The 25,151-nt window shown below is 68.5% G+C and carries 25 protein-coding genes, 2 tRNA genes and 1 riboswitch; of the genes, 8 read left to right on the forward strand and 19 right to left on the reverse strand.

Annotated elements, in window-relative coordinates; genetic code table 11:
• Nucleotides 1-68 precede the first annotated feature (68 nt).
• Complete coding sequence (locus DDE13_RS16890) at nucleotides 69-1,310, forward strand: SulP family inorganic anion transporter (protein ID WP_111405457.1); 1,242 nt, start codon at nucleotides 69-71, stop codon at nucleotides 1,308-1,310.
• A gap of 53 nt (nucleotides 1,311-1,363) precedes the next feature.
• Here the strand turns inward: DDE13_RS16890 and DDE13_RS16895 are convergent, their stop codons facing one another.
• From DDE13_RS16895 to DDE13_RS16920, 6 genes are all read right to left on the reverse strand, one after another.
• The gene (locus DDE13_RS16895) at nucleotides 1,364-2,116 is read right to left on the reverse strand and encodes an NYN domain-containing protein (RefSeq protein ID WP_111405458.1); all 753 of its coding nucleotides are present in this window, start codon (nucleotides 2,114-2,116) and stop codon (nucleotides 1,364-1,366) included.
• 60 nt (nucleotides 2,117-2,176) lie between these two features.
• Nucleotides 2,177-3,316: a THUMP domain-containing class I SAM-dependent RNA methyltransferase gene (locus DDE13_RS16900; protein WP_111405459.1), complete on the reverse strand. Its 1,140-nt coding sequence runs from the start codon at nucleotides 3,314-3,316 to the stop codon at nucleotides 2,177-2,179.
• 90 nt (nucleotides 3,317-3,406) lie between these two features.
• Nucleotides 3,407-3,482, reverse strand: a tRNA-Thr gene (locus tag DDE13_RS16905).
• Nucleotides 3,483-3,523: 41 nt separating this feature from the next.
• On the reverse strand, nucleotides 3,524-4,996 hold the full coding sequence (locus DDE13_RS16910) for a heme biosynthesis protein HemY (RefSeq protein ID WP_111405460.1): 1,473 nt from the start codon (nucleotides 4,994-4,996) through the stop codon (nucleotides 3,524-3,526).
• Nucleotides 4,997-5,010: 14 nt separating this feature from the next.
• Entirely contained in the window at nucleotides 5,011-6,618 is a 1,608-nt protein-coding gene (locus tag DDE13_RS16915) for a mitofilin family membrane protein (protein WP_111405461.1), read from the reverse strand.
• 55 nt (nucleotides 6,619-6,673) lie between these two features.
• Nucleotides 6,674-7,411 carry a uroporphyrinogen-III synthase gene (locus tag DDE13_RS16920; protein ID WP_111405462.1) on the reverse strand — a complete coding sequence of 246 codons (738 nt, stop codon included), beginning with the start codon at nucleotides 7,409-7,411 and terminating at the stop codon, nucleotides 6,674-6,676.
• Between the two features lie 84 nt (nucleotides 7,412-7,495).
• Between DDE13_RS16920 and tsaD the strand changes: the two genes are divergently transcribed.
• From tsaD to DDE13_RS16935, 3 genes are read left to right on the forward strand one after another with little or no spacing between them, the layout of a single operon-like run.
• On the forward strand, nucleotides 7,496-8,584 hold the full coding sequence (gene tsaD / locus DDE13_RS16925) for a tRNA (adenosine(37)-N6)-threonylcarbamoyltransferase complex transferase subunit TsaD (protein WP_111405463.1): 1,089 nt from the start codon (nucleotides 7,496-7,498) through the stop codon (nucleotides 8,582-8,584).
• 57 nt (nucleotides 8,585-8,641) lie between these two features.
• Nucleotides 8,642-8,917: a YciI family protein gene (locus tag DDE13_RS16930; protein ID WP_111405464.1), complete on the forward strand. Its 276-nt coding sequence runs from the start codon at nucleotides 8,642-8,644 to the stop codon at nucleotides 8,915-8,917.
• Nucleotides 8,917-9,354 (forward strand): EVE domain-containing protein, encoded by a 438-nt coding sequence (locus DDE13_RS16935; protein WP_111405465.1) that lies wholly within the window; start codon nucleotides 8,917-8,919, stop codon nucleotides 9,352-9,354. Before DDE13_RS16930 ends, DDE13_RS16935 begins: the two co-directional genes overlap by 1 nt.
• Before the next feature lie 108 nt (nucleotides 9,355-9,462).
• Here the strand turns inward: DDE13_RS16935 and DDE13_RS16940 are convergent, their stop codons facing one another.
• The 3 genes from DDE13_RS16940 to DDE13_RS16950 all read right to left on the reverse strand — a co-directional run bounded on the left by DDE13_RS16940 (nucleotide 9,463) and on the right by DDE13_RS16950 (nucleotide 10,788).
• Nucleotides 9,463-10,245, reverse strand: a complete 783-nt coding sequence (locus DDE13_RS16940; protein WP_111405466.1) for a hydroxypyruvate isomerase family protein — start codon at nucleotides 10,243-10,245, stop codon at nucleotides 9,463-9,465.
• 90 nt (nucleotides 10,246-10,335) lie between these two features.
• Nucleotides 10,336-10,411 (reverse strand) — tRNA-Ala (locus tag DDE13_RS16945).
• Between the two features lie 59 nt (nucleotides 10,412-10,470).
• Complete coding sequence (locus DDE13_RS16950; RefSeq protein ID WP_111405467.1) at nucleotides 10,471-10,788, reverse strand: TIGR02300 family protein; 318 nt, start codon at nucleotides 10,786-10,788, stop codon at nucleotides 10,471-10,473.
• Between the two features lie 227 nt (nucleotides 10,789-11,015).
• Here DDE13_RS16950 and DDE13_RS16955 point away from each other — a divergent pair, with 227 nt between their 5' ends.
• Entirely contained in the window at nucleotides 11,016-11,714 is a 699-nt protein-coding gene (locus DDE13_RS16955; protein ID WP_394340308.1) for a M48 family metallopeptidase, read from the forward strand.
• Complete coding sequence (locus tag DDE13_RS16960) at nucleotides 11,714-12,370, forward strand: GntR family transcriptional regulator (RefSeq protein WP_328587848.1); 657 nt, start codon at nucleotides 11,714-11,716, stop codon at nucleotides 12,368-12,370. Before DDE13_RS16955 ends, DDE13_RS16960 begins: the two co-directional genes overlap by 1 nt.
• A 135-nt stretch (nucleotides 12,371-12,505) precedes the next feature.
• Here the strand turns inward: DDE13_RS16960 and DDE13_RS16965 are convergent, their stop codons facing one another.
• The 10 genes from DDE13_RS16965 to DDE13_RS17010 all read right to left on the reverse strand — a co-directional run bounded on the left by DDE13_RS16965 (nucleotide 12,506) and on the right by DDE13_RS17010 (nucleotide 21,754).
• On the reverse strand, nucleotides 12,506-12,931 hold the full coding sequence (locus DDE13_RS16965) for a hypothetical protein (RefSeq protein ID WP_111405468.1): 426 nt from the start codon (nucleotides 12,929-12,931) through the stop codon (nucleotides 12,506-12,508).
• Between the two features lie 4 nt (nucleotides 12,932-12,935).
• Nucleotides 12,936-14,210: an agmatinase family protein gene (locus DDE13_RS16970; RefSeq protein ID WP_222626125.1), complete on the reverse strand. Its 1,275-nt coding sequence runs from the start codon at nucleotides 14,208-14,210 to the stop codon at nucleotides 12,936-12,938.
• Nucleotides 14,211-14,310: 100 nt separating this feature from the next.
• Nucleotides 14,311-15,084 carry an ATP-binding cassette domain-containing protein gene (locus DDE13_RS16975; RefSeq protein WP_111405469.1) on the reverse strand — a complete coding sequence of 258 codons (774 nt, stop codon included), beginning with the start codon at nucleotides 15,082-15,084 and terminating at the stop codon, nucleotides 14,311-14,313.
• Nucleotides 15,081-15,893 (reverse strand): ABC transporter permease, encoded by an 813-nt coding sequence (locus tag DDE13_RS16980; protein WP_111405470.1) that lies wholly within the window; start codon nucleotides 15,891-15,893, stop codon nucleotides 15,081-15,083. Before DDE13_RS16980 ends, DDE13_RS16975 begins: the two co-directional genes overlap by 4 nt.
• Nucleotides 15,894-15,902: 9 nt before the next feature.
• Nucleotides 15,903-16,970 (reverse strand): putative urea ABC transporter substrate-binding protein, encoded by a 1,068-nt coding sequence (locus tag DDE13_RS16985; protein ID WP_111405471.1) that lies wholly within the window; start codon nucleotides 16,968-16,970, stop codon nucleotides 15,903-15,905.
• 98 nt (nucleotides 16,971-17,068) lie between these two features.
• Nucleotides 17,069-17,176: riboswitch (guanidine-I (ykkC/yxkD leader) on the reverse strand.
• Nucleotides 17,177-17,405: 229 nt separating this feature from the next.
• On the reverse strand, nucleotides 17,406-18,818 hold the full coding sequence (locus DDE13_RS16990; RefSeq protein WP_111405481.1) for a dynamin family protein: 1,413 nt from the start codon (nucleotides 18,816-18,818) through the stop codon (nucleotides 17,406-17,408).
• Nucleotides 18,819-19,043: 225 nt separating this feature from the next.
• Nucleotides 19,044-19,613, reverse strand: a complete 570-nt coding sequence (locus tag DDE13_RS16995) for a VPLPA-CTERM sorting domain-containing protein (RefSeq protein ID WP_111405472.1) — start codon at nucleotides 19,611-19,613, stop codon at nucleotides 19,044-19,046.
• A 152-nt stretch (nucleotides 19,614-19,765) separates the two neighbouring features.
• Nucleotides 19,766-20,575, reverse strand: coding sequence for a 3-methyl-2-oxobutanoate hydroxymethyltransferase (gene panB / locus DDE13_RS17000; RefSeq protein WP_111405473.1), 810 nt, complete (start codon nucleotides 20,573-20,575; stop codon nucleotides 19,766-19,768).
• A gap of 12 nt (nucleotides 20,576-20,587) precedes the next feature.
• Nucleotides 20,588-21,436 (reverse strand): pantoate--beta-alanine ligase, encoded by an 849-nt coding sequence (gene panC, locus DDE13_RS17005; RefSeq protein ID WP_111405474.1) that lies wholly within the window; start codon nucleotides 21,434-21,436, stop codon nucleotides 20,588-20,590.
• Between the two features lie 51 nt (nucleotides 21,437-21,487).
• Complete coding sequence (locus DDE13_RS17010; protein ID WP_111405475.1) at nucleotides 21,488-21,754, reverse strand: hypothetical protein; 267 nt, start codon at nucleotides 21,752-21,754, stop codon at nucleotides 21,488-21,490.
• A 176-nt stretch (nucleotides 21,755-21,930) separates the two neighbouring features.
• Here DDE13_RS17010 and DDE13_RS17015 point away from each other — a divergent pair, with 176 nt between their 5' ends.
• Entirely contained in the window at nucleotides 21,931-24,462 is a 2,532-nt protein-coding gene (locus DDE13_RS17015) for a GcvT family protein (protein ID WP_111405476.1), read from the forward strand.
• A gap of 69 nt (nucleotides 24,463-24,531) precedes the next feature.
• Nucleotides 24,532-25,107 carry a VPLPA-CTERM sorting domain-containing protein gene (locus DDE13_RS17020; RefSeq protein WP_111405477.1) on the forward strand — a complete coding sequence of 192 codons (576 nt, stop codon included), beginning with the start codon at nucleotides 24,532-24,534 and terminating at the stop codon, nucleotides 25,105-25,107.
• The last annotated feature ends 44 nt before the right edge of the window (nucleotides 25,108-25,151 follow it).

The raw sequence follows: 25,151 nt of genomic DNA on the forward strand, positions 1-25,151 counted from the left end.
GGCTGAAAACTGTCGCGGCAATCGTCAGAGCGGCCAGCCAGAAGTTTGTTCAGCCTGAACTCGTGACGATGCTGCGGGACTATTCGCCCGCGACGTTCCGCGCCGACCTTTTCGCGGGGCTGACCGTGGCCATGGTCGCCCTGCCGCTCAGCCTTGCCATCGCCATCGCGTCGGGCGCCGACCCGTCCAGGGGCATCGTGACGGCGGTGGTGGCGGGTTTCCTGATCTCGGCATTGGGGGGCAGCCGGGTGCAGATCGGCGGCCCCACGGGCGCGTTCATCGTCGTGGTGGCGGGCGTGATCGCCGCGCATGGCCATGACGGGCTGGTGATCGCCACGCTGATGGCGGGCGTGATCCTGATGCTGGCCGCCCGGTTGCGCGCTGGTCGGCTGGTCCGGCTCGTGCCCGAAGCTGTGATCCATGGATTCACCATCGGGATCGCCTGCATCATCGCGCTGAGCCAGGTGAAGGACCTTCTGGGCCTGCGCCCGGACCATGCCCCCGCAGATGCGCTGGAGCTTGTTCCCGCGCTTTGGGCGGCCCGCGCCAGCCTTTCGCCGGCGGCGCTCGGGGTCGGGCTGGTGACGATGGTGCTGATCGTCTGGCTTCGCCGCGCGGCGCCACGCTATCCGGGCCTGATCGTGGCGGTGGGCGTCGGGTCGGCGTTGGTTGCCGTATTCGCCCTTCCGGTGGACACGCTGGCCGACCGCTTCGGCGCCCTGCCCCGCGGCCTGCCCGCGCCCGCGCTTCCGGACCTGTCCCCCGCCCGCCTGTGGACCCTCCTGCCCTCGGCGCTGCTGATCGCGTTCCTTGCCGGGATCGAATCGCTCCTCTCGGCGATGGTGGCCGACAAGATGTGCGGCGGACGGCACCGCCCAGATGCGGAGCTGATGGCGCAAGGCGTGGCCAATGTCGGTTCAGCGCTGTTCGGCGGTCTGCCCGCCACCGGTGCCATCGCCCGCACCGCCACGAATGTGCGCGCGGGCGGGCGGACGCCGGTCGCGGGCATCGTCCATGCGCTGGCGATCCTGATCGTCATGGCAGCGGCGGCCCCGCTGGCCGGGGCGCTGGCGCTGCCCGCCCTGTCGGGACTCTTGATCCTCACCGCGTGGAACATGAGCGAGCCGCAGCATTGGCGCGCGCATCTGCGCCTGCCATGGCCCGATCGGCTGCTGCTGGGGCTGACGCTCTTACTCACCGTGCTGGCGGATCTGACGGTGGCCATCGGCACCGGGGGCGTGCTCGGCCTCGTGCTGCGCCGGGTGCAGGGGCGGCACGGACCCGATCCATGGACCCCGCCGGACAGGTGACCGGCGGCCCCCGGCGCGGTTCAAGAATCTGGCTACCAGGTTCTTGGGCGCGCTCAGTCCAGCCGGCGGGCTTCGAACTGGTTGCCGGGCCCGCGGCGCAGCTCAAACATCTTCAGTTCGGCCATCAGGTCGCTGAGCTTCTTCTTGCCATAGTTGCGCGGATCGAAATCCGGGTTGGCGGCGGTGATGTGCTGGCCGATCTGGCCCAGCGAATACCATTCGTCATCCTGTTCGATTGCGTCGAAGGCCCGGAAGATCAGGTTGCGTGCGTCCATCGGCTTGAGCTTGCGCGCGCGCTTCGCCGGGGGCCGGTCGGTCGCCGGGTCGCCGGGCTGGTCCGTCGTCTCCAGCGGTTCGCTGTCACTGCTCGTGAGGTTCTCGACATAGATGAAGCGCTTGCAGGCCCGGCGGAAGGATTCCGGTGTCTTCTGCTCGCCCATGCCGAACACGTCGATGCCCTGTTCGCGGATGCGGCTGGCCAGCCGCGTGAAATCGCTGTCCGAAGACACCAGCACGAAGCCGTCGAAGCGGCCCGTGTGCAGGATGTCCATCGCGTCGATCACCAGCGAGATGTCGCTGGAATTCTTGCCCCGCGTGTTGCTGGGCGCCTGCATCGGCACGATGGCGAGGTTGGCAAGCTTCTTGGACCAGCCGCGCAGCCCGTCGCGGGCGAAGTCGCCGTAGATACGCCTGATCGACGCCTCGCCGAAACTGGCGATTTCCTCGAAGATCGCCTCGGCATAGCCCGCGGGTACGTTGTCGGCGTCGATCAGCACGGCCAGCAGTTTCTGGCGATCTTCGGGCATTGGCGGCTCCTTGTGGTTCTGTCGGAAAGGTTTCAGATCGCGGCGCGCACGGCAAGCGGGTCAGCCGGGCAGCGGGTCGGTGCGATACAGCTTCACCTTGATCCCGCCATGGGGCACGGGCGGCCCCGGCGGCAGGAAAGGCAGGCCCGTGGCATGGGCGAGCTGCGGATCGGGTGTCACAAGCCCCACGCGCCAGCCCGCAAACCCCGCGCGCAGCCGCGCACCCAGCGTGGCATGCAGCGCGCGCAATGGCCCCGGTTCGCCGATCCGCGCGCCATAGGGCGGGTTCACGATCACCAGCCCGGGGCCGGCGACATCGGGCGGGACCAGCGCTCCGATGGCGCGCTCAGACACCGTGATCCGGGAGGAAAATCCGGCGCGATCGGCATTGGCCCGCGTCATGGCCACGGCACCGGCATCCCGGTCGTGGCCGAAGATCATCGGTAACGCAGGCGTGTCGGGTTCGACGGCAGCGCGCATCGTGCTCCACGCCGCGGGATCGAAGCTGACAAGATGTTCGAAGGCAAAGCCCCGCGCACGACCCGGCGCCAAACCCGCCGCCATGTCGGCCGCTTCCAGCAGGAAAGTGCCTGACCCGCACATCGGATCGAGCAGCGGCGCCGATCCATCATACCCGCACTGGCGCAGGAACAGCGCCGCCAGCGTTTCGCGCAGGGGCGCCTTGCCCACGGCTTCCTTGTGGCCGCGCTTGTGCAGCGGGGCGCCGGACGTGTCGATGCTGAAGGTGCACAGGTCGTCGTCGATCCGCACCATCAGGCGCACCGCCGCCTCCGGGTTGATCCGCGCGCCGAGAGTGTCGCGAAGCGCGTTCTCAATCCGCTCGGCGGCGGCACGCTGATGATAGACCCGCGACCGGCGCGACGTGACATCCACCCGCAGGGGTACGTCCGGGCGCAGGTGATCCGCCCAGGGAAAACGCCGCGCCCGCTTGTCGAGCTGCGCGAGATGCATCGCACGAAAGCTGCCGATCCGTACAAGCACCCGGTTGGCCCCTCGCAGCATCAGGTTCGCGCGCCACACGTCCGGCCAGTGCCCCGAAAACGCCACGCCGCCGGGCTGCTGAAGCGTCTTCGGGAATCCGGCGTCGCGCATTTCCGCCCGCAGCGTGGATTCCAGCCCCGGCGCGGTGGCCACGAAAATCTCGAACGGCGCATCGGGGTCGTGCGGCGTGTCCGTCATGGTCGCGGCCTTTTCGGCAGGATGGACCGATGGCCAGAGACGGTAAAAGCCCCCGCGCGGGGGCTTTCCGTCCGGACCCGGTCCGGTGTCTGGTGCCGCTGAAGGGACTCGAACCCCCGACCCCATCATTACGAATGACGTGCTCTACCAGCTGAGCTACAGCGGCGGTGGCGAGCGGTTATCAGGACTTTTCCGGCGGTGGAAGCCCTAATTTGCGCCCTGCTTCAGATCCTCGCCCGCCCCGTCATGATCGATCACGTCGCCATCGTCTTGCCGGTTGTCCGCCGTCGCATCGGCCCCCGGCAACGATCCGACGATCAGCGGCAGCATCGACATGGATCCGGCCTGCATGGCTGTGTCGGTGCCCTTGTCGGTCCAGCTGAGCGTGTCGAACGCGCCGCAGCGGTCGCAGATCGCTTCCCATTCGGCATGGACATGGCCACACTTGTCGCAGGTCCATTGCGGGCCGCGCGACACCGTGACCGCCTTGGCAAGCCAGGCCTTCACGGTGCTGTCGTCCGACCCCTCGCCCCGTTCGATGGCGGCCATCAGGGTCATGGTGCGCGCCGTTTGCAGCTTCTCGGCAAGATCGCCAAGCGCCTTGCGCGCCGCCGGGAAATTCTCGGCCGCGATTTCGAGTTCCGCCTGCAACTGGCGGCTCTCGGGATGGCCCGCGTTCTGGGCGATCAGCGGCGCGAACCGCTTGATCCGCTCCTCGGGGGTTTCATCCGGCACGATGGCTGCGAAGGCCGCCGCAAGGTCGGGATGCGGCTCGCGCGCCCATGCGGTCTTGAGCACCTTGGCCGCATTGCGCGGCTTTCCGAGCGCGACATAGGATCGTGCCGCCATCGCCGCGGCCGGCACAAGCGCAGGCGCCAGCCGGGCCGCCTCGATCGCTTCGTCATGGGCCGTTTCGGTGTCGCCCTTGGCGATCCGCGCCTTGGCATCGGCCAGCGCAAGGATCGCATCGCGCCGCTTGTGCAGGTCGCGCGGCAGCGTGCCGTATTTCAGCTTCGCGCCCAGCGTGCGGCGCGCACCGGACCAGTTCTCCGACTGCGCCTGAAGTTCGAGCAGCGCATCCGACACCTCGGCGTTCCGCGGCTTCAGCACGAAGGCCTTTTCCGCAAGCTTCAACGCCGTCTCGGTATCGCCTTCGGCAAGTTTCTGCTTCAGCAGGCCACGCACGCCCACGAAGCGTGTGTCGTCGTTGGACAGAAGCCGCTTGTACGCCTCGGTGGCGCTGCCATGGTCGCCCGACATCTCGGCCGCCTGCGCACGCACGAGGTTGGTCAGGTCGGGGCGTCGCAGCAGCCGTTCGGCCTTGCCCGCCTTGACCAGCGCCGCGTCGCCCTCGCCCGCGGCCAGCGCCGTGATGGCATCCGACAGCGCCTTGTAGCCGCGCCGTTCCCGGTTGCGATTGAAGAAGCGCGTGATCGCGGTTTCGTCCCCGGCGAGGAATTTCAGCACCGCGAGCGAAAGCCCCAGCAGCTTGAGGATCAGCCAGACCACGGCGAGCAAAAGCGCCGCGGCAATGACCGCCTGCACAGGGCCAAGCGTGACCTCGTAGCTTGCGATGGCGAGCCGCAGGTCCGATCCGTTGGTCAGCAGGATCTCGGTGCCATAGATCAGCCCCGACACGATGAGGACGAACAGGAGTATCTTGAAAAGCGAAAGCAGCATCTTGGAAAACCTCCTCAGTTCGCCAGCAGGGTGTCAGCCAGCGTTCCGGCGGCTTCGGTGACGGTGCGGCGCTGTTCGGCGCGGGCGATCCAGTCGGCCATGACGGCCTGACCGGCGGGGGGCAGTTGCGACAGTTCCGATATCGACGCGGCAAGATCGCCGTCCTGCAGCGCGGCCTCGGCGCGCGACAACACGGCATCCGGATCGTCGCCTTCGCGCGGGGCGAGGCTGCGGAACCCGGTCTGTGCCTTCAAAAAGGCCACGGCGCGCTCGGTCAGGTCGTCATCGACGGTCTCGCGGATCGACGCGTCCAGCGCATCGCGGGCAAGGTCTGGAAACGTGGCGCGCAGATCGGGCAGCGATGCCACGCCATCGGCGGCAGCATCTGACAGGGCCTGCGGCACCTCCACCCCCTCGGACAGCACCTCCAGCGGCGCGGCGAAGGGCGCGCCCTTTTCCAGCGCGGCGTCAAGGCTGGCCATGGCTTCCCGAACCGCGGCGGTGCGGGCGCGCGCCTCTGCCTGCTCCATGGCGACCCGGGCCTGTTCCTCGGCCTGCGCCTGCAATTCGGCGGCGCGGGCTGCGGCGGCGTCGACCTCGGCCTGGGCGTCTGCGGCGCGCTGTTCCAGTTGCGCCGCCAGTTCCTCGTTCGCCGCGGTCTGCTCTTCCAGCGCGGCCTGCAGCTCCGCGATGTCATCCTCATAGGCCGAGAAGGCAGCCTGCGCGGCTTCGGAGCTTTCGGTGAGCGGGCGCTGTTCCACCACGGTCAGCCGATCATTCACATCGGCCAGCCGCGTATCGAGCGATGCAAGTCCGTCCTGGACCTCTGACACAGTGCCGGCGAGCGTCTCGATCCGGTCCGCAACGCCGCCCAGCTGTTCGCCAAGCCGGTCGCCAAGCGCCGCGATCTGGTCGTCCGTACCGCTGTCGTCCGGCGCGGCCATGGCTTCGGAAAGGTTCGTAAGCTTCGTGTCGAGCGCCGAAAGCTGGCTGTCCTGCGCGGCCAGCGCCTGTTCAAGCCGCTCGTCCCCGCCGAGCATATCGCCGAAATAGAACATGCCACCGGCGCCGAGGCCCGCGGCCACCACACCCCCCAGAAGTGCGGGCATGAACCCGCCGCCGGATTTCTGCGGTGCGGGCGGCGGGCTTGCGGCAGGCCGTGCCGGTTCCGGGTCGGATACCGCGCCGCCGCCAGAGGCCCCCGCGCCAAGTGCCGCGCCCGCAGCCGAGCCGGACAGCGCGGCGGCGGCCAGGTCTTCGCGGGTCTCGGCATCGTCGCCGCGCGTGTCTTCCGTTTCCGGCGCGTCGCCGATATCCGCTGTGTCAGTCGTCGTCTGGCCGGTGCCGTCCTGCGACCCGTCCGAGTCGTCCTCCCCGGCGCTCGGATCTTCCTCGGCGATCCCGGCTGCCTCGCCGCCGTCCTCGGCGGGGTCGCCCGCGATCGCTTCGTCGTCGGCGTGGGCGGATTCGCTCACGAATTCGGCATCTTCGATATCCGCATCGCCCTCGTTCTCTGGGCTCTGCGGGGTTTCGGGAAGCTCCTTGGCGGTGTCCGGCGCGCGGCCTTCGGTTGCGGCGTCCTCGGTGCCGTCCTGCGGACCGGCCTTGTCTTGTGAACTCACACCAACATTCCTTCCCTGGTCTCTTGCGGTAGCTTAGCCTGCGGCCGGTCACGGCTCAAGACGACTCCCACCCCGACAGCAACGCGGCGATCGTTTCGATCATCGCGGCGGCGTCCGGGCTGCGCGCGGTCTGCACCCGAGATGCACCATGCACACCGACCGCATCGGCGGCACGGGGGCTGATTGCCGCAACGCGCAAGGGCGCCCGCGCCGCGACGAGCGCCGGTGCGATCAGCCGCGCCGAGCGGGGCGAGAAGACCGGCACGATCACCGGGTCGTAACCGGCCAGCAGCTGCCGCGCCGCATCCGAAAGGGGCCGGGCCTGCTGGTCATAGACCACCGCGGCCCGAGCCGGGATTCCCGCGGCGACCAGCGCGGCGGCGGCATCCCCGGTCACATGCGCGCCGTGCAGATGCACGAGCGGACCGCGATCCGCGGACCAGCCACACGCCACGATCTGCGCAATGAGCCCATCGAGATCGCCCGGCGGCTCGTCCACCGGCAAGAAACCAGCCGCCCGCGCCGTCTCGGCCGTGCGCACGCCCACGCAGAACGCGGGCAGGCCAGCGCCGATCCCCGCCGCCGCGCAGACCGCAGCGCCATTTTCCGAGGACAGGATGACCCCCCCTGCCCCGGCAAGGGCCGCGGCGGCGGCCCGCGGGTCGGGCACGATATCCAGCAGGGGCGCAATCAGCACCGGCAGCGCCGCGCCAAGCCGGTCATGCAGCGCCTGCGCGAAACGCCGTGACGCGTCCGCGGGGCGTGTCAGCAGAACCGTGGGCGTGCTGGGCATGGAAGGCTTCCCTGTTGCCGCGGGGCGGGCATGGTGATAGCCCCGTGCGACCCTTCTAGACGCCGCACCGGGACGTTGAAAGCGATGGCGCAGACCCTGACGTTGCTCGGGCTGGAAAGCAGCTGCGACGATACCGGCGCTGCGGTCGTCCGGCAGGCACCGGACGCGCAGGCCGAGATCCTGTCCAACGTGGTGATCGGGCAGGACGCACTGCACGCATCCTATGGCGGCGTGGTCCCCGAAATCGCCGCCCGCGCCCATGCCGAGAAGATCGACATCGCGGTGGAACAGGCGCTGGCCGAAGCGGGCCTGACCCTGCGCGACATCGACGCCGTCGCGGTGACCGCGGGGCCGGGGCTCATCGGTGGCGTGCTGTCGGGCGTGATGTGCGCCAAGGGCATCGCCGCGGGGGCGGGGCTGCCGCTGGTGGGTGTGAACCATCTGGCGGGCCATGCGCTGACGCCGCGGCTGACCGACGGGCTGGCCTTTCCCTATCTCATGCTGCTGGTGTCCGGCGGGCATTGCCAGTTCCTGCGGGTGGGCGGCATCGACAATTACACCCGCCTCGGCGGCACCATCGACGACGCACCGGGCGAGGCGTTCGACAAGGTCGCGCGCCTGCTGGGCCTGCCCCAGCCCGGTGGCCCGGCGGTTGAGGCCGCGGCGCGGTCGGGCGACCCGGCACGCTTTGCGTTCCCGCGCCCGATGCTGGACCGGCCCGGCTGCGATCTGTCCTTCTCGGGGCTGAAGACGGCGGTGCTGCGCGCGCGCGACACGCTCGCGGCGACGCAGGGCGGGCTGTTCGAGACCGACCGCGCCGATCTGTGTGCCGGGTTTCAGGCAGCGGTGGCAGACGTGCTGGCCGAAAAGACCCGCCGCGCGCTGGCGGCCGCAGGACCGGACCTGACCGCGCTGGCGGTCGCGGGCGGCGTCGCGGCCAATGGCATCCTGCGCGAAAGGCTGACCGGGGTCGCGGCCGCGGCGGGCGTGGCCTTCAACGCCCCGCCCCTGTATCTTTGCACCGACAACGCCGCCATGATCGCCTTCGCGGGGCTGGAAGCATTCCGCGCGGGCCGCCGTGACGGGATGGACCTGCCCGCCCGCCCGCGCTGGCCGCTCGACACCGCGAGCCCCGCGCTCGTCGGCTCCGGCCGCAAGGGGCCGAAAGCCTGAGCCTTGCGGCGCCGCGCGGATTGCGCGACCTTGGCTATGCCCCGACCGGAGGATCCGATGTTCTTTGCCCTGATCTGCCACGACAAGCCCGGCGCGCTGGCGCTGCGGATGCAAACCCGCGCCGACCACCTTGCCTATGTCGAACGGACCGGCGTTGTGGCACAGGCCGGGCCGCTTCTGGGCGATGACGGCGGCATGGTCGGTTCGCTCATCATTCTCGACGTGGCCGACCGCGCGGCGGCGCAGGTCTGGGCCGATGGCGACCCCTATGCGCAGGCGGGGCTGTTCGACCGGGTCGAGATCGTGGCGTGGAAACGGGTGATCGGCGGCTGATGCGGTACTGGCTGTTCAAATCCGAGCCATCGGAATGGTCCTGGGACGACCAGGTGGCGCGCGGCGATGCGGGCGAGGAATGGACCGGCGTTCGCAATTACCAAGCGCGGAACTTCATGCGCGAAATGGCCATCGGCGATCGCGGTTTCTTCTACCACTCGCAGAAGGACAAGGCGGTCGTCGGGGTGGTGGAAATCTGCGCCGAGGCCCATTCCGACAGCACGACCGATGACGACCGCTGGGACTGCGTCGATATCCGCGCCCTCGCCCCCCTGCCCCGTCCGGTGACGTTGGATGCATGCAAAGCGGAGCCGGACCTTGCGGACATGGCGTTGCTGCGGAACTCACGCTTGTCCGTGCAGCCCGTGTCCGAAACGGAGTGGCGCCGGGTCTGCGCGATGGGCGGGATCGATCCGATCACTCTGTCAGGCACTTGACTGGACGGGCGTGGGGCCTGGCGGCCGGACACCAGGCCCGGACCCGTGCACTCGTGAGGCTGCAACGCTCCGGCCCGGACGGTCTAGGGCAGAAAGATCACCGCGGGCTTAACGCGCCGGTCGAAACGGAGCGCGAAAAGCCGCCATCCAGCCAAGCGTTTCGTCGGTCGCTGTCGCGGACCTGTATTCCGCACCGACCGGCCGCGACCAGCCAAGCCGCGCCAGTTCGGCGAAGACAGCACCGTAGTCCAGGTCGCCGTGATCGGGCGGACCGCGATCGGGGACCGACGCGACCTGGACATGGCCGACCAGCGGCAGCAGTCGCGCGAACCGGCACAACGCCGCGCCCTCCATGATCTCCACGTGGTAGAAATCGAACATGAGGCGCAGGTTCGGCTGGTCGAGATCGCGAATGATGGCCGCCGCCTGATCCGTGCCCGACAGGAAATAGCCCGGCGCGTCACGGGGATTGAGCGGCTCGATGAGTATCGTGATGTCATGCGTCGCGGCACCCGCGCAGGCATGGAACAGATTGGCGCAGAAGGCATCGTGCGCGCGCGGACCGCTGGCCGCGCCCGCCATGACATGCACCGCCCGCGCCCCGGTTGCGCAGGCATAGGCGATCGCCTCGTCGATGGCCGCGCGCGCCTCGTCCTCGCGGCCGGGCAACGCGGACAGACCGAATTCTCCTGCCGCCACATCGCCGCGCCGCGTGTTCAGGCTCAGCATCGGCAATCCGGTCTGCATCAGCGCGGCGCGTACCGCGACCGCGGGCACGTCGAAGGGCCAATGGCACTCCACCGCGGCGAAGCCCGCCCGGTGGGCGGCATGGATGGCATCGGGCAGCGAGCGGTCAGCCCAGAGAAATCCCAGATTGGCAGAGAACCGCATCGGTCAACGGCCGCGCCGGCAGCCCGTCACGCCCCGATTCCGCCTCCGCCTCAGCGAAGCGCGCGGGCACGGCTTTGGTACGGTGTGGGTTGGTGGAGCCAAGGGGGATCGAACCCCTGACCTCTTGCATGCCATGCAAGCGCTCTCCCAGCTGAGCTATGGCCCCGTCCGGCGTCTTCTAAGCAAGCCCACCGGCGCTTTCAAGCGGAAAGTTTCCGTTGAAAATCAGCTATCTTCGTCGTCGGCGGCGACGTCGGCCAGATCGTCGAGCGACACGTTGCTGTCGTCGTCATCGTCATCGTCGAGCAGATCGTCATCGATTTCCACATCCGCCGCCGTGTCATCATCGTCGAGAACGACGGGTTCGTCATCGGTTGCCTTCGCGGGCTTTGCCTTTTCGGCGATCAGCGTGCGCGACTTGCCGGTGTCGAGCGTGACCACTTCCCCGGTATAGGGGCTGACGATCGGATTGCGGCCCAGATCATAGAACCGCTTTCCGGTGGTCGGGCAGACACGCTTGGTGCCCCATTCTTCCTTCGGCATCGCTAAAAATCCCTTGCTGCCCATGGGCGATGCACCGCTGCCCCGAAAGGGGCGCGGCGCGAAGCGGTCCGATGCCACAGGGCCGCGCGCATGTCAAAGCCTTTTGCGCACCGCATGCGGGCCCGCGGCAGCGACCCACTGGACACGAGACAAGCCCTGCGCGGCACGCTAGGATCGGGCGCAATTCACCGGCACAGGACCGGACAGACCGAGGCGCGGCAAGACAGATGCGGGACGACGAGCACGAGATGCTGGAACTGCCGGGCGATCCCGCGGTGCAGGTGCGCCTGCGGCGGTCCCCGCGCGCGCGGCGGTTGTCGCTGCGTGTGTCCGGCGTGGACGGGCGGGTGACCCTGTCGCTGCCGCAGACGGTGCCGCTGTCCTCCGCGCGGGCATTCCTCGACCGGCAGGCGGACTGGGTGCGGGGGCATCTCGCCGATCGTCCGCGCCCGTGGACACCGCGCATCGGCGGCGTGATCCCCGTGGGCGGGCGCGACCTGCCCGTCGTCGCGGGGCCGCGTGCGCGGCTGCTGCCGGACCGGGCGGAACTGCGCGACGGGCGCCCGGCGGGGCCGCAACTGGCGGGGCTGCTCAAGGCCCAGGCACGCGTGCGGCTGGCGGCGGCCTGCGACGACCATGCGGCGCGGCTGGGCCGACCCTACAGCGCGCTGGTGCTGCGGGATACGCGGTCGCGCTGGGGATCGTGCAGCAGCGCGGGGCGGCTGATGTTCTCGTGGCGGCTCGTGATGGCGCCGCCGGAAGTGCTGGATTACGTTGCTGCGCACGAGGTCGCGCATCTGGCCGAGATGAATCACAGCCGTGCCTTCTGGGCCGAGGTCGCGCGGCTTTGCCCCGACTATGCGCCCCGGCGGCGCTGGCTGCGGGACCACGGGGCGTTGCTGCACGGCATCCGGTTCACGCCGTGATGGCAGCGGCGCGCATGGGCGGCGATGGCGGCGGCGGCGGAGCGCTGCACGACCGGGTGTTCCGCACTCTGCGCACGCGCATCATGCATGGCGGCATGGTTCCGGGAGAATCCCTGACGTTACGCGGCCTTGCGGAAACATATGGCGTCAGCATGACACCCGCGCGCGAGGCCGTCCGGCGGCTGGTGGCCGAGGGTGCGCTGACCCTGTCCGCATCGGGGCGGATCAGCGCGCCGGAACTGTCGCCCGAACGGATCGAGGAGCTGGCATCGATCCGTGCGCTGCTGGAACCGGAGCTGGCGTCGCGGGCGTTGCCGCGGGCGCATATGGCATTGATAGATAGGCTGGAATTGATCAACACGGCGGTCGCGGCGACCATCGCGGCGGGGGATGCGCAGGGCTATCTGCGCACCAACCTGGAGTTCCACCGGACCCTTTACCTGCGCGCGCAGGCGCCCGCGATGCTGGCCATGGCGGAGACCGTCTGGCTTCAGCTTGGACCGACAATGTGCAAGCTTTACGGGCGGTTGAACCGCACGGAGCCGCCGCGCGGACACCGGCTCATCATCGCCGCATTGCGCGCCGGGGACGAGCCCGGGCTGCGCATCGCGGTGCGCGCGGACGTCACGCAGGGGCTGCGGATGCTGGTCGCCTGAGGCGGTTTCCAAGCGCGTCGCGGACCCGGATCGGAGCGTATGACTTCCGTATGACTCGCGTATGACTCTTGTCGGAGCCTTGTAGGAGACCTGCGGGCGCGATCCCGGCCGCGCAGGGACTTTGGCGGCGCCGACTCAGCTTTCGATCTCCTGCTTGCGGGCCAGCAGGAAGTCGCGGATGTCGAGGGTCTGTTTCTCGTCCATGGACACGTAGACCAGCGCCATGTTGGTGCGTTCGCGGACCATGGCTCCGGGGAACGGCAGGTAGGACAGTTCGCGCGACCCGAAGGACGGGGACGCGGTGCCGACCTGCCATTCGGTCGTCAGTTGCACGTCCACCAGCTTCAGTGCCGATGGCCCCGACACGCCGGGGCGTTCGAAGGCGACCCCGGCGAGCCGCAGGTAACTGGTCTTGTCCTTGGCCTGCAGAAACCCGTCGATGAATTGCGTGGCGAGCACCTGGAGATCCGCCGCGTCGTCGGCGTGGTGCATGTGGCTGTGCAGGTGATCGCCGTCATGGGGATGGTTGTGACCGGCGGGATGGGGGTGATCGTGGGGCATGGGCTCAGCCGATCTTGTGGGGCGCGGGGTTCGACCAGCGCTTGCCCGCGAAATCGCCATGGGGGATCGTCGCGGGCTTGTCGATATGGCGGCGATGCGCCCCCAGCTTGCCGTTCGACACGAGCGCGCCGAGCACGTCCACGATCACCCGCGTGCCCATCAGCGCGGTGATGTCCGAGGTGTCGTAGGGCGGCGAGACCTCGACCAGTTCCATGCCGCAGATCCCCTCGGCCGCGATGCCGGAGGCGAGCGCCAAAGCCTCGCGCGGGAGGAACCCGCCGGGTTCGGGCCAGCCGGTGCCGGGGACGAAGCCGCAGTCGATGCTGTCGATGTCGAAGGACATGTAGACCATGTCCGCGTCCTTCCACGCCATTTCCAGCGCCATCTCGACGGTCTTGGCGATGCCCATCCGTTCCATGTCGCCCATGGTGATGATGTTGGTGTGCCGCTCGCGCGCGATCTTCACCGCCTCGCGCGGGACCTGCCAGCCGCCGATGCCGATCTGCACGAGGTTCGTGGCCGGCACGTTGGGCATGTTGGTGGCGTGGAACCACGGGGTCGTGTGCATCCGTTCGTCGAGATCCTTTTCCTGGATATCGGCGTGGCGGTCGAAATGGACGATGCCGATGCGTTTCGACGTGCAGTCGGCGATGCCGCGCACGCAGGGAAAGCCGATGGAGTGGTCACCGCCGATCATGATCGGGAGCGAGCCGGAGCTGAAGACGTGACTGACCGCCCGGCTGATCTGGTCGAAGCTCTTTTCGATATTGGCCGGGATGGTGAACACGTCGCCCGCGTCGCACAGCGTCATCTGTTCGCGCAGGTCCACGCCGATTTCGTAGTTGTAGGGCGTGTAGAGCGCGGAGATCTTGCGCACGCCCTGCGGGCCGAAACGCGTGCCGGGGCGATAGGTGGTGCCGCCGTCGAAGGGGATGCCCAGCACGGTGGCGTCGTAATGCGCAACCTCCAGCACGTCCTCGGCATAGGGGGCTTTCAGGAACGTGTTGATGCCCGCGTAATGGGGCAGTTCGCCCCGCGCGAAGGTGGGGATGGAGCGGTCGTCGATGGAGTCGGCGCCGGTGAGGCCCATGCGGAGCGCCCAGGCCCGTTCCTCGTTCCAGCGGCCTTCGGGAAGCGCGCCTTCCTTCTGCATGGCCTTCCAGCCCGCCAGCTTTGTCAGATCCGGGTGGTGCTGGCGACGGTCGCGGGCGGCGGCCCGGGCGGCAAGGTCGCGCGGGTGGCGCGAGCGGGCTTGGGCGGCTGTGAGGTCAGAAAACAAGGTCTGTCTCCGTCAGGTTTCCCCCTGTGGCGGGGGCGGTCGGGTCCGGGCCTTGGCTGATCCTGCACGCGGGGCCCGGCGGCGCGTGCGGGTGCGGGGGTCAGCCCGCCTGCGCGGCGAGACCGGGATAGCGTTCGAGTTGCCGCTGGAACGGGATGCCACCGTCGCGCGCGTCGAAATCGTAGGTGATCGTGGCGCCGAACGCCTCGGGCGAATGGGGATCCCAGCGCACCTTGTCGAACACCAGGACACGGTCGCCCAGCTTGAAGCCTTCTTCAAGGTCGTGGGTGACCATGAACACGGTCATGTTCGTTTCGGCCCGCAACTCGGTCAGGAAATCGTGCATGGCGAGCCGGGTGCCGGTGTCGAGCGCGCCGAAGGGTTCATCGAGCAGCAGGACGCGGGGGCGCGCCGTCAGCGCCTGCCCGATGGCGAGCCGCTGCTGCATGCCCCCCGACAGGGTGGCCGGGTATTGCCCCGCGACATGCGCGAGGCCGATCCGTGCCAGCGTGTCGTCGGCGCGGGCGCGCGCGGCGCGCAGGGCGGGGCCGAAGAACCGGCCCGGAAAGCGGGCGAAGCTTTCGGCGGCCACGATGTTGTCGCGCACGGTCATGTGGCGGAAGACGGAATAGCGCTGGAACACCACGCCGCGTTCGCGCCCCGGTTCGCGCGCGGGTTCGCCGCCGTCGATGCGGATCTCGCCGCGTGTGGGGCGTTCGTCGGCCAGCAGCAGGCGCAGAAAGGTGGATTTGCCGCAACCCGACGCGCCGACGATGGACACGAATTCGCCCTCGGCCACGTCGAGGTTCACCCGTTCGATGATGGACCGGTCGCCGTAGCGTTGCCAGACGTCGCGGACGGTCACGAAGCTCACAGCCCCGCCTCCATCCACGGGAAGGCGCGGCGCGACAGGTATTTCAGCGCCCAGTCGATCAGGAACGCCAGAAGCGTGATCCAGATGACGTAGGTCAGGATGATGTCCATGGCGAGATAGCGGCGCACGAGGAAGATGCGGTAGCCGAGGCCCACCTCGGACGCGACGGCCTCGGCGGCGATGAGGAACAGCCAGGCGGAGCCGAGCGACAGGCGCACGGCCGATATCAGGCGCGGCAGGATCTGCGGCAGCACGACGTTGAGGGCGATCGTGCCGCTGGAGGCGCCGAGGGTCTGGGCCTTCACGATTTCCTCGTGCGGGATGTCGAGCACGCGCTGCGACAGCTCGCGGATCAGGAAGGGCGTGATGCCGATGACGATCAGCACGACCTTGGATGTCTCCCCCAGCCCGAAGACGATGAACAGGACAGGCAGGAGCGCGAGCGGCGGCACCATGGACAGGACTGCCACGAAGCCCGACAGGCCGCGGCGGGCATGGGGCAGCATGCCGATCAGCATGCCGAACGACAGGGATATGGCCGCGCCGATCCCCACCCCGAGCGCGAGCCTGCGCAGGCTGGCCCAAGTGTCCTGCCAAAGCAGGATTTCGCCGGTGCGCCGGTCGCCTTGGGTGAAGAGCCGGATGGCGGTGTCGAGGATCGTGGCGGGCGCGGGCAGCAGCTTGTCCTGCGGGTTCGCGGCGAGCCGGATCTCGGACCCCAAGGCATAGGCGATCAGCACCGCCGCGAAGGGCAATGCGGCCAGCGCGACCGCCACGGGCCGGGACGGGATGCGGTTGATGAGGCGCATGGGACGCGGTCAGAGCGCGCCGTCGGCGGCCATCTGCATGAAGGTGGTGTCGAAGCGGAACTGCACGTTTTGGTCGGACCCGGTGATCGTGCCGTCCGGGTAGGCGATGCCGACGAAATCGGGCGACGGGGCGTCCACGCCAAGGATGCCCTTGTCGAAAAGGAACGCCGCCACGCTGGTCATCGTGTCCGGCAAGGTGTCGCTTTGCGCCTGCGCCACGGCCTCGGCGGGATCGAAGAACATGCGGGTGGCGTCGAGCTGGGCCTTGTAGCCTTCGAGATCGGTGCCCGAGGCTTCGGCCATGGCGGTCAGCGCAGCTTCGTCCCCAGCGGCCATCAGCCCCATGACCTCGTACCATGCACCCACAAGCGCCTTGCCGAAATCCGGATTGGCTTGCAGCGTGTCGGTGTTCACCACCAGCAGGTCGAGGATCTCGCCGGGGATTTGCGAACTGTCGAAGAGGTTGGTCGCGTCGGGGTTCGAGCCGAGGATTTCGGATACGAGCGGGTTCCATGTGACGACCGTCTGCACGTCGTCGGTGGCGAAGGCCGCGATCATGTCGGCGTCGGAGGTGTTCACGACGCCGTCGAGATCGCGCTCGGCCAGCCCCACGGTATCGAGCGCGCGGGCCAGCAGGTAGTGGGACACCGAGAGTTCCACGAGGTTGACCGGCGTGCCCGCAAGGTCTGCGAGCGTCCGGTCGCCCTTGGTGATGACCGCGTCGTTGCCGTCGGAATAGTCGCCGATGATGAGTGCCGTGGTGTCCACGCCGCTGCCCGCGGGGATCGACAGGGTGTCCATGTTCGTCGCGGTGACGCCGTCGAAGGCCCCGGCGGTATACTGGTTGATCGACTCCACGTAGTCGTTGATCTGCACGATATCGACGGTGATGCCGTATCTGTCGGCCCACTTGTCCATGATCCCGCTGTCTTCGATATAGCCCCACGGCATCCAGCCGACATAGATCGACCAGGCGATGCGGAAATCGGTCCTTTCCTGGGCCGCGGCGGGCGAAAGACTTGCGGCCAGCAGGCCCATGGCGGCGGCTGTCGTGGACAGGAACTTGGCTTTGGTCATGGTCTTTCCCCGTTGGTCGGTGTCCCGCGCAGGCGTGGCAGAAGGTTCGACCCGCTGGCGGAACACGGACAAGGGCGCGGGGCGAACCTGCGCAGGTGACCTCCCGGGATTTTGGCCCGCCGTGTGCCCGACCGGAATTTGCCGGTCAGGTGACGCTTCTCGGACCAGACCCGCGCGGGGGCGGCGGAACCCTAAGCATCCTGCCTGACCATGGTTCGAAGTCGCGGGGATTCAGGCAATGGCGGCGTGGCGACGGCACCGCCCGAGGCGCCGTTTCGATCAATTTTCAGGCGGATGGCAGGCCGAAAGGTCAATTTCCATGCGGATATGGTGTGCCGGGCGCCCGGTGCGCTCCCGGAACGGCGGCCCATGGTCCCCCACGTCGTCGCGGCGGCGGTGCGGCACGACACAGGGCGGGCGACCCGCGCCACGCGGTCATGCGGGGCCGCGGTTCCCGGCGCGCAGGGGCAGCGGATCGTCGGACGCCACGGCCATGGCGGACTCGGCGGGCGGGTCCTGCGGCGGATGGGCGTCGAGCGGGTTGTCGCGCAGGGCGTCGTAGAGTTCGCTCCGCAGTTTCGGGATCTCGTCCCGGATCAGTTCGTCCAGCACCGTGCGGTCGGCCCATTTCATCCGGGCAAAGGACTGGAGCCCGCGCTTTTCCGCCACCTCGCGGGCGCGGGGCGCGACCTCGGCCCACATGGCGCGCAGGTCTTCGGCCCGCTCGCGCAGCAGCAATTCGCGATCATGCAGGGATTCGAAGATCTCGTCGAACCGGTCGGGAAGGCGCTTGCGCAGGCGCGGCAGCGCGACCCATTCCAGCAGTGCTGCGGCAAGGGCCGCCAGCGCGGCCAGCGCGGGAAGGGCCACGACCATGCCGGTGGCGAAGGCCGCGCCTCCAAGGGCTATGAGCAGCAGCACGAGTATCCCGTAGGACCGTTCCCGCGCGCGCCGCAGCCGGTTGGCCGCCGCGTCGATCACGAGCGCATGAAGGCGCAGACGTTCCGCGAAGCCCTGCAACTGTGTGATCTGGTTGTCCATCCGGCGCGTCGGGGCGCGGCGCAATTCGCCGATCAGGTCGGCCCGCGCATTTTCGAAATCGTCCAGCGGCAAGGCAGAGGCGGGCTGCCCCGCGACCGGCACGAAGGTGTTGTAGATCATCGGCAGGTCCTTGCGCGGGATGACCTTGCCGAGGTTCCAGCACAGCGCACCATAGGCGCGGGCGAAGTCGTGCAGGTTCTGGAACTGGTCGGTCTTGTTCAGCACGATCAGCAGCTTGTGGTCGATCCCACCCAGCGATTCCCGGAAGACCTGGAGCGTTTCGCCGGTGGTGCCGGGCTTGTCGGGGTCGAAAAACATCATGACGATGTCGGCGCGTTCCGCGAACCAGCGCACCACGCCGGGAAAGTCGAAGCCGCGCCCGTTTTCCGCCTTCGCCTCGTCGATCATGCCGGGGCTGTCGATCAGCGTGACCGTGCGCAGCAATTCCGCCGGGCGCAGTTTCAGGCGGATGTGGGATACCAGCTGGTCGCCGAAATGGCGCAGCCCTTCGTAGGGCAGGTCGGGATTGCCGACGACCGCGGGGCCATCGCGGTCGGTTTCCACGGGCCCGTGGGTGATGATGGTGAAACCGTCATCGGTGGGGGCGACCCCGGTCTTCTGCACCGTGCCGCCGAGCAGGTGGTTGACGAAGGTGGATTTGCCCGAGGAATGGTTGCCGAGGAGCAGCACCAGCGGCGGGCGCCGCAATTCGCCCACGGTCGGCGGTGTGCGGTACATGAACTGGTCGGCGAGGGGCGCCAGCGGGTCGGCATAGTAGTCGCGGATCCTGTCGGCGAACTGTTCCATGACATGCTGCAAGATGTGGTCCCCCTTCGCGGTCTTCATGCTGCCGTGGCGCGGCTGCGTCCAGCACGCGCAATGCTGCCCGTGAATCCGTGAACGGGGCGGAAAACGCGATACACATTTCCGTTGGCGGGGAGAAATGCGCGCGGCCGGGGGATGGTGCGAACCGCCGGGCGCGCATGGAAAAGGCGGCCGCGTCGCCGCGACCGCCTGCGTGGCGTGCCGGGATCAGGCCGCGGGCTTGCGGCGCAGAAGGGCCAGACCGGCGATGCCGCCCATCAGCAGCGGCAGCGCCGCCGGAAGCGGGATCGGCGCATCGACGATGGCCCGGTCGAAGTTCACGTTGCCGTAGGAATAGCCCGCACCCGCCGCACCGGTGTTGTCGAACACGAGACTGCGGAACACGCCGAGCGCGGAGATGTCTTCGTTAGCCGTGCCGCTTTCGAGATCGAGGAACACGCTGCCCACGGTCGCCATGGACGCATCAAGCGCCGTGACGGTGGCGAAGTCGCCATCGTTGCCGAAGCCGTAGTCGAAGGACACGTTCTCGACGTCGAAATTCCAGGTCAGGGTCATGACGCCGACACATCCCGACGCCGGGATGATGGCGCAGGACGCGTTTGCGACAAAGTCGCCGACGATCAGCGTTGCACCGGATCCGGCGGTCAGGACCGCTTCGGGCATGGTCAGGACTGTGTTGCCACCGCTGAGAACGCCGGCGGTGAAGTCGAGCTGGGCGGCATCGGCCGCGGCCCCGGTGACCGCGATGGCGGCGGCGGCTAGTGTGAAACGAATCATCTGACGGACTCCGGGTTTGACAAATACTGACGCAACGTTAACAAAATGCCGTCGCAAGTCAATCTTTCCCGCGGACCCGCCCCGGCCGGCGGACCGGCGGCGGTGATCCGCCGCGGCCTCTCCTCGACATGTCTACGGGTCCGTCCGCGGCGTCAGCGATAGACTTCGTCCTCGGTCGGGAAGGCGCGGGTGCGCACGTCCTTCGCATAGGCTTCGACCGCTTCCTCGATCATCGGGCCGAGGCGGCCGTAGACCTTGACGAATTTCGGCGTCCACGGGTTGAGGCCGAGCATGTCCTCGAGCACGAGGATCTGGCCGTCGCATTCCACGCTGGCGCCGATGCCGATGGTGGGGATTGGGATCTGCTTGGTGATGCGCGCTGCGAGCGGTTCGACCATGCCTTCAAGCACCACGGCGAAGGCGCCCGCGTCGGCCACGGCCTGCGCGTCGGCCTCGTGGGCGGGCCATGTGTCCTCGTCCCTTCCTTGCGTCTTGAACCCGCCCATGACGTGGCTGGATTGCGGCGTGAGGCCGGTATGGGCCATCACCGGGATGCCCCGTTCGGTCAGGAAGCGGATCGTGTCGGCCATCCGCGCGCCGCCTTCGATCTTGATGGCGCCGCAACCGGTTTCCTTCATGACTTTCGCGGCGTTGCGGAAGGCCATGTTGGGGCTTTCCTCGTAGGATCCGAAAGGCATGTCCACCACGATCAGCGCGCGTTGCGTGCCGCGGACCACGGCGCGGCCATGCATGATCATCAGGTCCAGGGGCACGCCGACGGTGCTGTCCATGCCGTGCATGACCATCCCGAGACTGTCGCCCACGAGGATGAAATCGGCGTGCTTGTCCACGATGGCCGCGGTGTGCGCGTGGTAGGAGGTAAGCGACACGATCGGCTCGCCCCCCTTGCGCGCGGCGATCTGCGGGACGGTGGTGCGGCGGATGCGGGTCTGTGTGCTCATGGGTCTTTCCGGTCAGGGGTGAACGACGCGCTGGTCGATCAGCAGCACGTCGCCGAAGCGGACGGCCAGCAGGATGACTGCGGGCGTGGCGATGGGGCCGGTCAGCGGCGCGAGCGTGTCGGCGTCGCGGATATCGACCGACCGGATGTCGGCACCGGGCGCGGTGCTGATGCGGGCGGTGACGGCGGCGGCCAGTTCCTCGGCGGTCATGGGCGTGCGCGGCAGCGTCGCCTCCGCCCAGTCGAGGGCGGCGTTCAGCGCGGGCGCCGCGGCGCGGTGGCTGGGGGTCAGCCGCACGTTGCGCGACGACAGCGCCAGCCCGTCGGGGGCGCGCTGCGTCGGGATGCCGACGACCTGCACGGGGATGTCGAGATCGCGGACCATGGTGCGGATCACGGCGAGTTGCTGGTAGTCCTTGCGCCCGAAAAAGGCATGGGTCGGCTGCACGATGTTGAAAAGCTTGGCGACGACCGTGGCGACGCCCCGGAAATGGCCGGGCCGCAGCGCGCCCATGAGGATGCCCGACAGGTCCGTGGTGTCCACGATCGTCTGGGCGTCCGGGTGATACATTTCCGCCGGGACTGGCAGGAACACCGCCGCGACCCCTTCGGCACGCAGCAGCGCCAGATCCCGGTCGATGTCGCGCGGGTAGCTGTCCAGATCCTCGTTCGGGCCGAACTGGGTCGGGTTCACGAAGATGGAGGCCACGATATGGTCGCATGTGTCCCGCGCCGCGCGCACCAGCGCAAGATGCCCGTCATGGAGATACCCCATGGTCGGCACGAGACCGAGCGTGCGGTCCGGCCTGCGCAGCGGCGCGAGCGCGCGCCGCAGATGCGTCTTCGTCTTGCAGATCTCCATCGGGCACCCGGGGGTTGATCGTTCCCCCTGCCTAGTGCCCGTCGGGGGGCGTTACAAGTCTGCCGCTGTCGCGGCGGCCCGCCGGTCCGCCCCGCCCTGCCCGCCCCGGCCGGCCGCATCATGGGCCAGCAGAAGCGCCACCGTCGCGCAGGCCCCGCCCGCCCAGGCCAGCGCCGCCCCGGCCGCCAGCGGCAGCCCGGCCTGCACCGCAAGGGTCAGGAACAGCGCCGTCAGACCCGCATGGATGACGACCGCGGCCACCGGGTTGGTGTCCGTCGGGCTGTCGGGGTCCAGTGTTATTCCGGGATGCTGTGGCATGGTCGGTCCTCCTCCGCCGCGTGTCACGGAACTGTCGCAACCAGAGATGAACGGGCCCTTAACGCCGCCGGGCATTGCGCGATGTCGCTTTTCCCCGGCGATGGGTCGGGCGCGCATGGTCCGGCCCGCCGCGACGGGCGCATGGATGGGGGCGGCAATCCGGGGAGTGGTTCGGGATGAAGACGCAAGTGCGGGCATTGGTCGTGGGCGGGGGCGCAATCGGCACCTCGGTCGCCTATCACCTGGCAAAGGCGGGCTGGCAGGACGTGATGCTGCTGGAACGCGACGAATTGACGAGCGGCTCCACATGGCACGCTGCCGGGCTGCTGCCGCTGTTCAACATGTCCTACGCCACCACCCATATCCACAAGTACTCTGTGGATTTCTACAAGACGCTGGAAGCCGAGACGGGCCTGAACGCGGGCTTTTCCGTGGTGGGCAACCTGCGCATGGCGCAAAGTGCTGCGCGGATGGACGAATACATGGTCTATGCCACCACGGCGGAAACCTGCGGTGTTCCCTATGAATGGATGACCCCGGCGCAGATCGCGGAGCGCTGGCCGCTGGTGCGCACCGATGACCTGGTGGGGGCGATCTATCATCCGACGGATGGCTACATAAACCCCGCCGACGTGACCATGGCCATGGCCAAGGGCGCACGTCAGCGCGGCGTCGTCATCGAACGCAAGTGGCAGGTGGACGGCTATCGCTGGACCGGCAGCGCATGGGAAGTAACCTGCACGAAGATGGGCGAGCGGGGCGGGAACCTTGTCCCCACCGATGAACAGGTCGTCATCACTGCCGAGCATGTGGTCACCGCGACGGGCAACCATGCCCAGCGCACCGCGAAGATGCTGGGGCTGAAGATCCCCGCGATCCCGGTGGAGCACCAGTTCATCGTGACCGAACCCGATCCGGCGCTGGTCGAATACCGCAAGACCCATGGCGAACACCCGGTGCTGCGCGATGCCGACGCCAAGTGGTACGTGCGCGAGGAACGCGGCGGCTGGATCCTCGGGCCCTATGAAAAGGGCGCGCCCGCACGGTTCGAATACGGCGTGCCCGACAGTTTCCGGGCAGACCTGTTCCCGCTCGATCTCGACCGGATCGAGGAGGAATACATGGCGATGATCCACCGCATCCCGACCTCGGAAACGGTGGGCCTGAAGGACGATTTCAACGGCCCGATCTGCTACACGCCCGACGGCAACCCGCTGGTCGGCCCCGCGCCGGGGCTGCGCAACATGTGGCTGGCCGAAGGGTTCAGCTTCGGCATCACCGCCGCGGGGGGCACGGGGTATTACCTTGCCCAGATGATGGTGGAGGGCGAGGCCGAGATCGACATGGCCAGCCTCGATCCCAAGCGGTTCGGCCCGTGGATGACCACCGAATACGCCGCCCGAAAGAACGAGGAGGCGTATGACCACGTCTATGTCCTGCACCACCCGGACGAGGAACGCCCGGCCTGCCGGCCGCTGCGCACCGCCCCGGCCTATGACCGGCAAAAGGCGCGCGGCGCGCAGTTCGGCTGCGTGAACGGCTGGGAACGGCCCAATTATTTCGGACCCAAAGGCGCCCCTGCGGATTTCGACCATGACGCGCGCAGCTTCCGGCGCGGCGGCTGGTGGGACTATGCGCGCGCCGAGGCGGAAGCGATCCGCGGCGGCGTCGGCCTGATCGATGCGACGGCCTTCGCCAAGCACCGAATCAGCGGGCCGGGGGCGGCGGGATTCCTCGACTGGTTCACGACGAACCGCCTGCCCAAGGTCGGGCGCATCAACCTGACCTATGCGCTGACCGACGCGGGCACCACGCGTACGGAATTCACCATCGTGCGGCTGGCGGAGGACGAATTCTACCTCGTCTCCGCCGGGGCATGGGCGGCCTATGACGGCGATTACCTGCGCAAGGCGGTGGAAGACTGCCAAGAGGCTTTCGGCCGGATCGACGTGCAGGACGTGACCAGCCAGTGGGGCGTCTTCGCCATCGCCGGGCCAAGGTCGCGCGACGTGCTGAAGGCGGTCGTCAAGGACGCCGACCCGGACAGCGTGCTGGGCAACAAGCGCTTCCCGTGGCTGAGCGCGCGCGAGATCGAACTGGGCATGTGCCCGGTGCGCGCCATCCGCGTCGCCTATACGGGCGAACTGGGCTGGGAACTGCACCATCCGATTGAGATGCAGAATTACCTGTTCGACCTTCTGGAGAAGGCGGGTGCGGCGTTCGACATGAAGCTGGTGGGCGCACGCGCGCAGAACTGGCTGCGGCAGGAGAAGTCGTATCGCGCCTTCGGCAACGAACTGGGCCGGGACGCGACACCGCTGGAGGCGGGGCTGGATCGGTTCGTGGACCTATCTAAGGGTTTCCGCGGCAAGGCGGCGATGCAGGCTCTGGGCATCCGGTCGAAATGCGTCACGGTGCTGATCGACGGGCCCGAGGATGCGGACCCTTGGGGGCGCGAGGCGCTGTACGCAGGGGGCGACCGGGTTGGGCGGCTGACGTCGGGCGGCTGGTCCGCGGCCTTCGGGCAGTCCATCGGCATGGGCTATGTGCGTCCCGATCTGGCCGAGACCGGCACCCGGCTGCAGGTGAAGATGTTCGACCGGCTGTGGGACGTGGTCGTGACCGAGGACAGCCCCTATGATCCGAAGAACGCGGCGATCCGGGTGGACGATCCGAGCGTGGCGGGCTTGGCGCAGGCGGCGGAGTAGACCGGAAAAACCTTTACAGGCGCGACATGGCCATTAATACTTTCGCCGTGAGCGTAAGGGAGGAACACCATGTCATTCTGCAAATCCATCGGCGCCGCGGTCGTGGCGCTGTGCCTGTCGGCGGGATCGGCCATCGCGGCCAGCTACGATTTCGCGTTCTCGTTCGAGAACGTGCTGCACGACTCCATCGGTCAGGGCGGCACGGTCACCGGCTTCGTGCGCGGCCTGACCGAAGGCACCGGAGCGGCCACGAGCGTGGAAGTCGCGAGCAACACCGCCGGTTTCGGCATCGGGGAATATGTCGGCAGCCCTTACAACAATTCCTGGACCGTCACGGGCGGTGTCCTGACAGCCTTCAGCTTTGGCGCGCATGGCGGCTGGAACGCCGCACCGGATGTCACGGACAGCACGCTGTTCTTCGAGTCCACGGACAACGCCCTGACCACCGGCCCGCGCGCGGGCCTGCGCAACGCACCGCTGACCGTGACCACGGGCTTTCCCGGCATCGGTGCCGACGATATCAACCTGACCTTCGTGCCGGTTGACGTCGTGCCGGACACGCCGCAGGTGCCCTTGCCCGCGACGCTGCCGCTGGCGCTGGCCGGTCTGGCGGGTTTCGGGCTGTTGCGCCGCCGCGCCGCCTGACAGGCCCGCGGGGCCGTCGGGCCCCCGCGCACAGGGCCGACCGT

The sequence above is a fragment of the Meridianimarinicoccus zhengii genome, from assembly GCF_003254465.1.
GTDB classification, from domain to species: domain Bacteria; phylum Pseudomonadota; class Alphaproteobacteria; order Rhodobacterales; family Rhodobacteraceae; genus Meridianimarinicoccus; species Meridianimarinicoccus zhengii.

Excerpts from the sequence above, each read along its gene's own strand:
- DDE13_RS16940 (WP_111405466.1), bottom strand. The coding sequence starts at position 10,245 with ATGCGGTTCTCTGCCAATCTGGGATTTCTCTGGGCTGACCGCTCGCTG.
- DDE13_RS17015 (WP_111405476.1), top strand. The coding sequence starts at position 21,931 with ATGAAGACGCAAGTGCGGGCATTGGTCGTGGGCGGGGGCGCAATCGGC.
- tsaD (WP_111405463.1), top strand. The coding sequence starts at position 7,496 with ATGGCGCAGACCCTGACGTTGCTCGGGCTGGAAAGCAGCTGCGACGAT.
- panC (WP_111405474.1), bottom strand. The coding sequence starts at position 21,436 with ATGGAGATCTGCAAGACGAAGACGCATCTGCGGCGCGCGCTCGCGCCG.
- DDE13_RS16910 (WP_111405460.1), bottom strand. The coding sequence starts at position 4,996 with ATGCTGCTTTCGCTTTTCAAGATACTCCTGTTCGTCCTCATCGTGTCG.
- DDE13_RS16955 (WP_394340308.1), top strand. The coding sequence starts at position 11,016 with ATGCGGGACGACGAGCACGAGATGCTGGAACTGCCGGGCGATCCCGCG.
- DDE13_RS16990 (WP_111405481.1), bottom strand. The coding sequence starts at position 18,818 with ATGGAACAGTTCGCCGACAGGATCCGCGACTACTATGCCGACCCGCTG.
- DDE13_RS16895 (WP_111405458.1), bottom strand. The coding sequence starts at position 2,116 with ATGCCCGAAGATCGCCAGAAACTGCTGGCCGTGCTGATCGACGCCGAC.
- DDE13_RS16920 (WP_111405462.1), bottom strand. The coding sequence starts at position 7,411 with ATGCCCAGCACGCCCACGGTTCTGCTGACACGCCCCGCGGACGCGTCA.
- DDE13_RS16980 (WP_111405470.1), bottom strand. The coding sequence starts at position 15,893 with ATGCGCCTCATCAACCGCATCCCGTCCCGGCCCGTGGCGGTCGCGCTG.
- DDE13_RS16960 (WP_328587848.1), top strand. The coding sequence starts at position 11,714 with ATGGCAGCGGCGCGCATGGGCGGCGATGGCGGCGGCGGCGGAGCGCTG.
- DDE13_RS16890 (WP_111405457.1), top strand. The coding sequence starts at position 69 with ATGCTGCGGGACTATTCGCCCGCGACGTTCCGCGCCGACCTTTTCGCG.
- DDE13_RS17020 (WP_111405477.1), top strand. The coding sequence starts at position 24,532 with ATGTCATTCTGCAAATCCATCGGCGCCGCGGTCGTGGCGCTGTGCCTG.
- DDE13_RS16900 (WP_111405459.1), bottom strand. The coding sequence starts at position 3,316 with ATGACGGACACGCCGCACGACCCCGATGCGCCGTTCGAGATTTTCGTG.
- DDE13_RS16950 (WP_111405467.1), bottom strand. The coding sequence starts at position 10,788 with ATGCCGAAGGAAGAATGGGGCACCAAGCGTGTCTGCCCGACCACCGGA.
- DDE13_RS16935 (WP_111405465.1), top strand. The coding sequence starts at position 8,917 with ATGCGGTACTGGCTGTTCAAATCCGAGCCATCGGAATGGTCCTGGGAC.
- DDE13_RS17010 (WP_111405475.1), bottom strand. The coding sequence starts at position 21,754 with ATGCCACAGCATCCCGGAATAACACTGGACCCCGACAGCCCGACGGAC.
- DDE13_RS16965 (WP_111405468.1), bottom strand. The coding sequence starts at position 12,931 with ATGCCCCACGATCACCCCCATCCCGCCGGTCACAACCATCCCCATGAC.
- DDE13_RS16930 (WP_111405464.1), top strand. The coding sequence starts at position 8,642 with ATGTTCTTTGCCCTGATCTGCCACGACAAGCCCGGCGCGCTGGCGCTG.
- DDE13_RS16985 (WP_111405471.1), bottom strand. The coding sequence starts at position 16,970 with ATGACCAAAGCCAAGTTCCTGTCCACGACAGCCGCCGCCATGGGCCTG.
- DDE13_RS16995 (WP_111405472.1), bottom strand. The coding sequence starts at position 19,613 with ATGATTCGTTTCACACTAGCCGCCGCCGCCATCGCGGTCACCGGGGCC.
- panB (WP_111405473.1), bottom strand. The coding sequence starts at position 20,575 with ATGAGCACACAGACCCGCATCCGCCGCACCACCGTCCCGCAGATCGCC.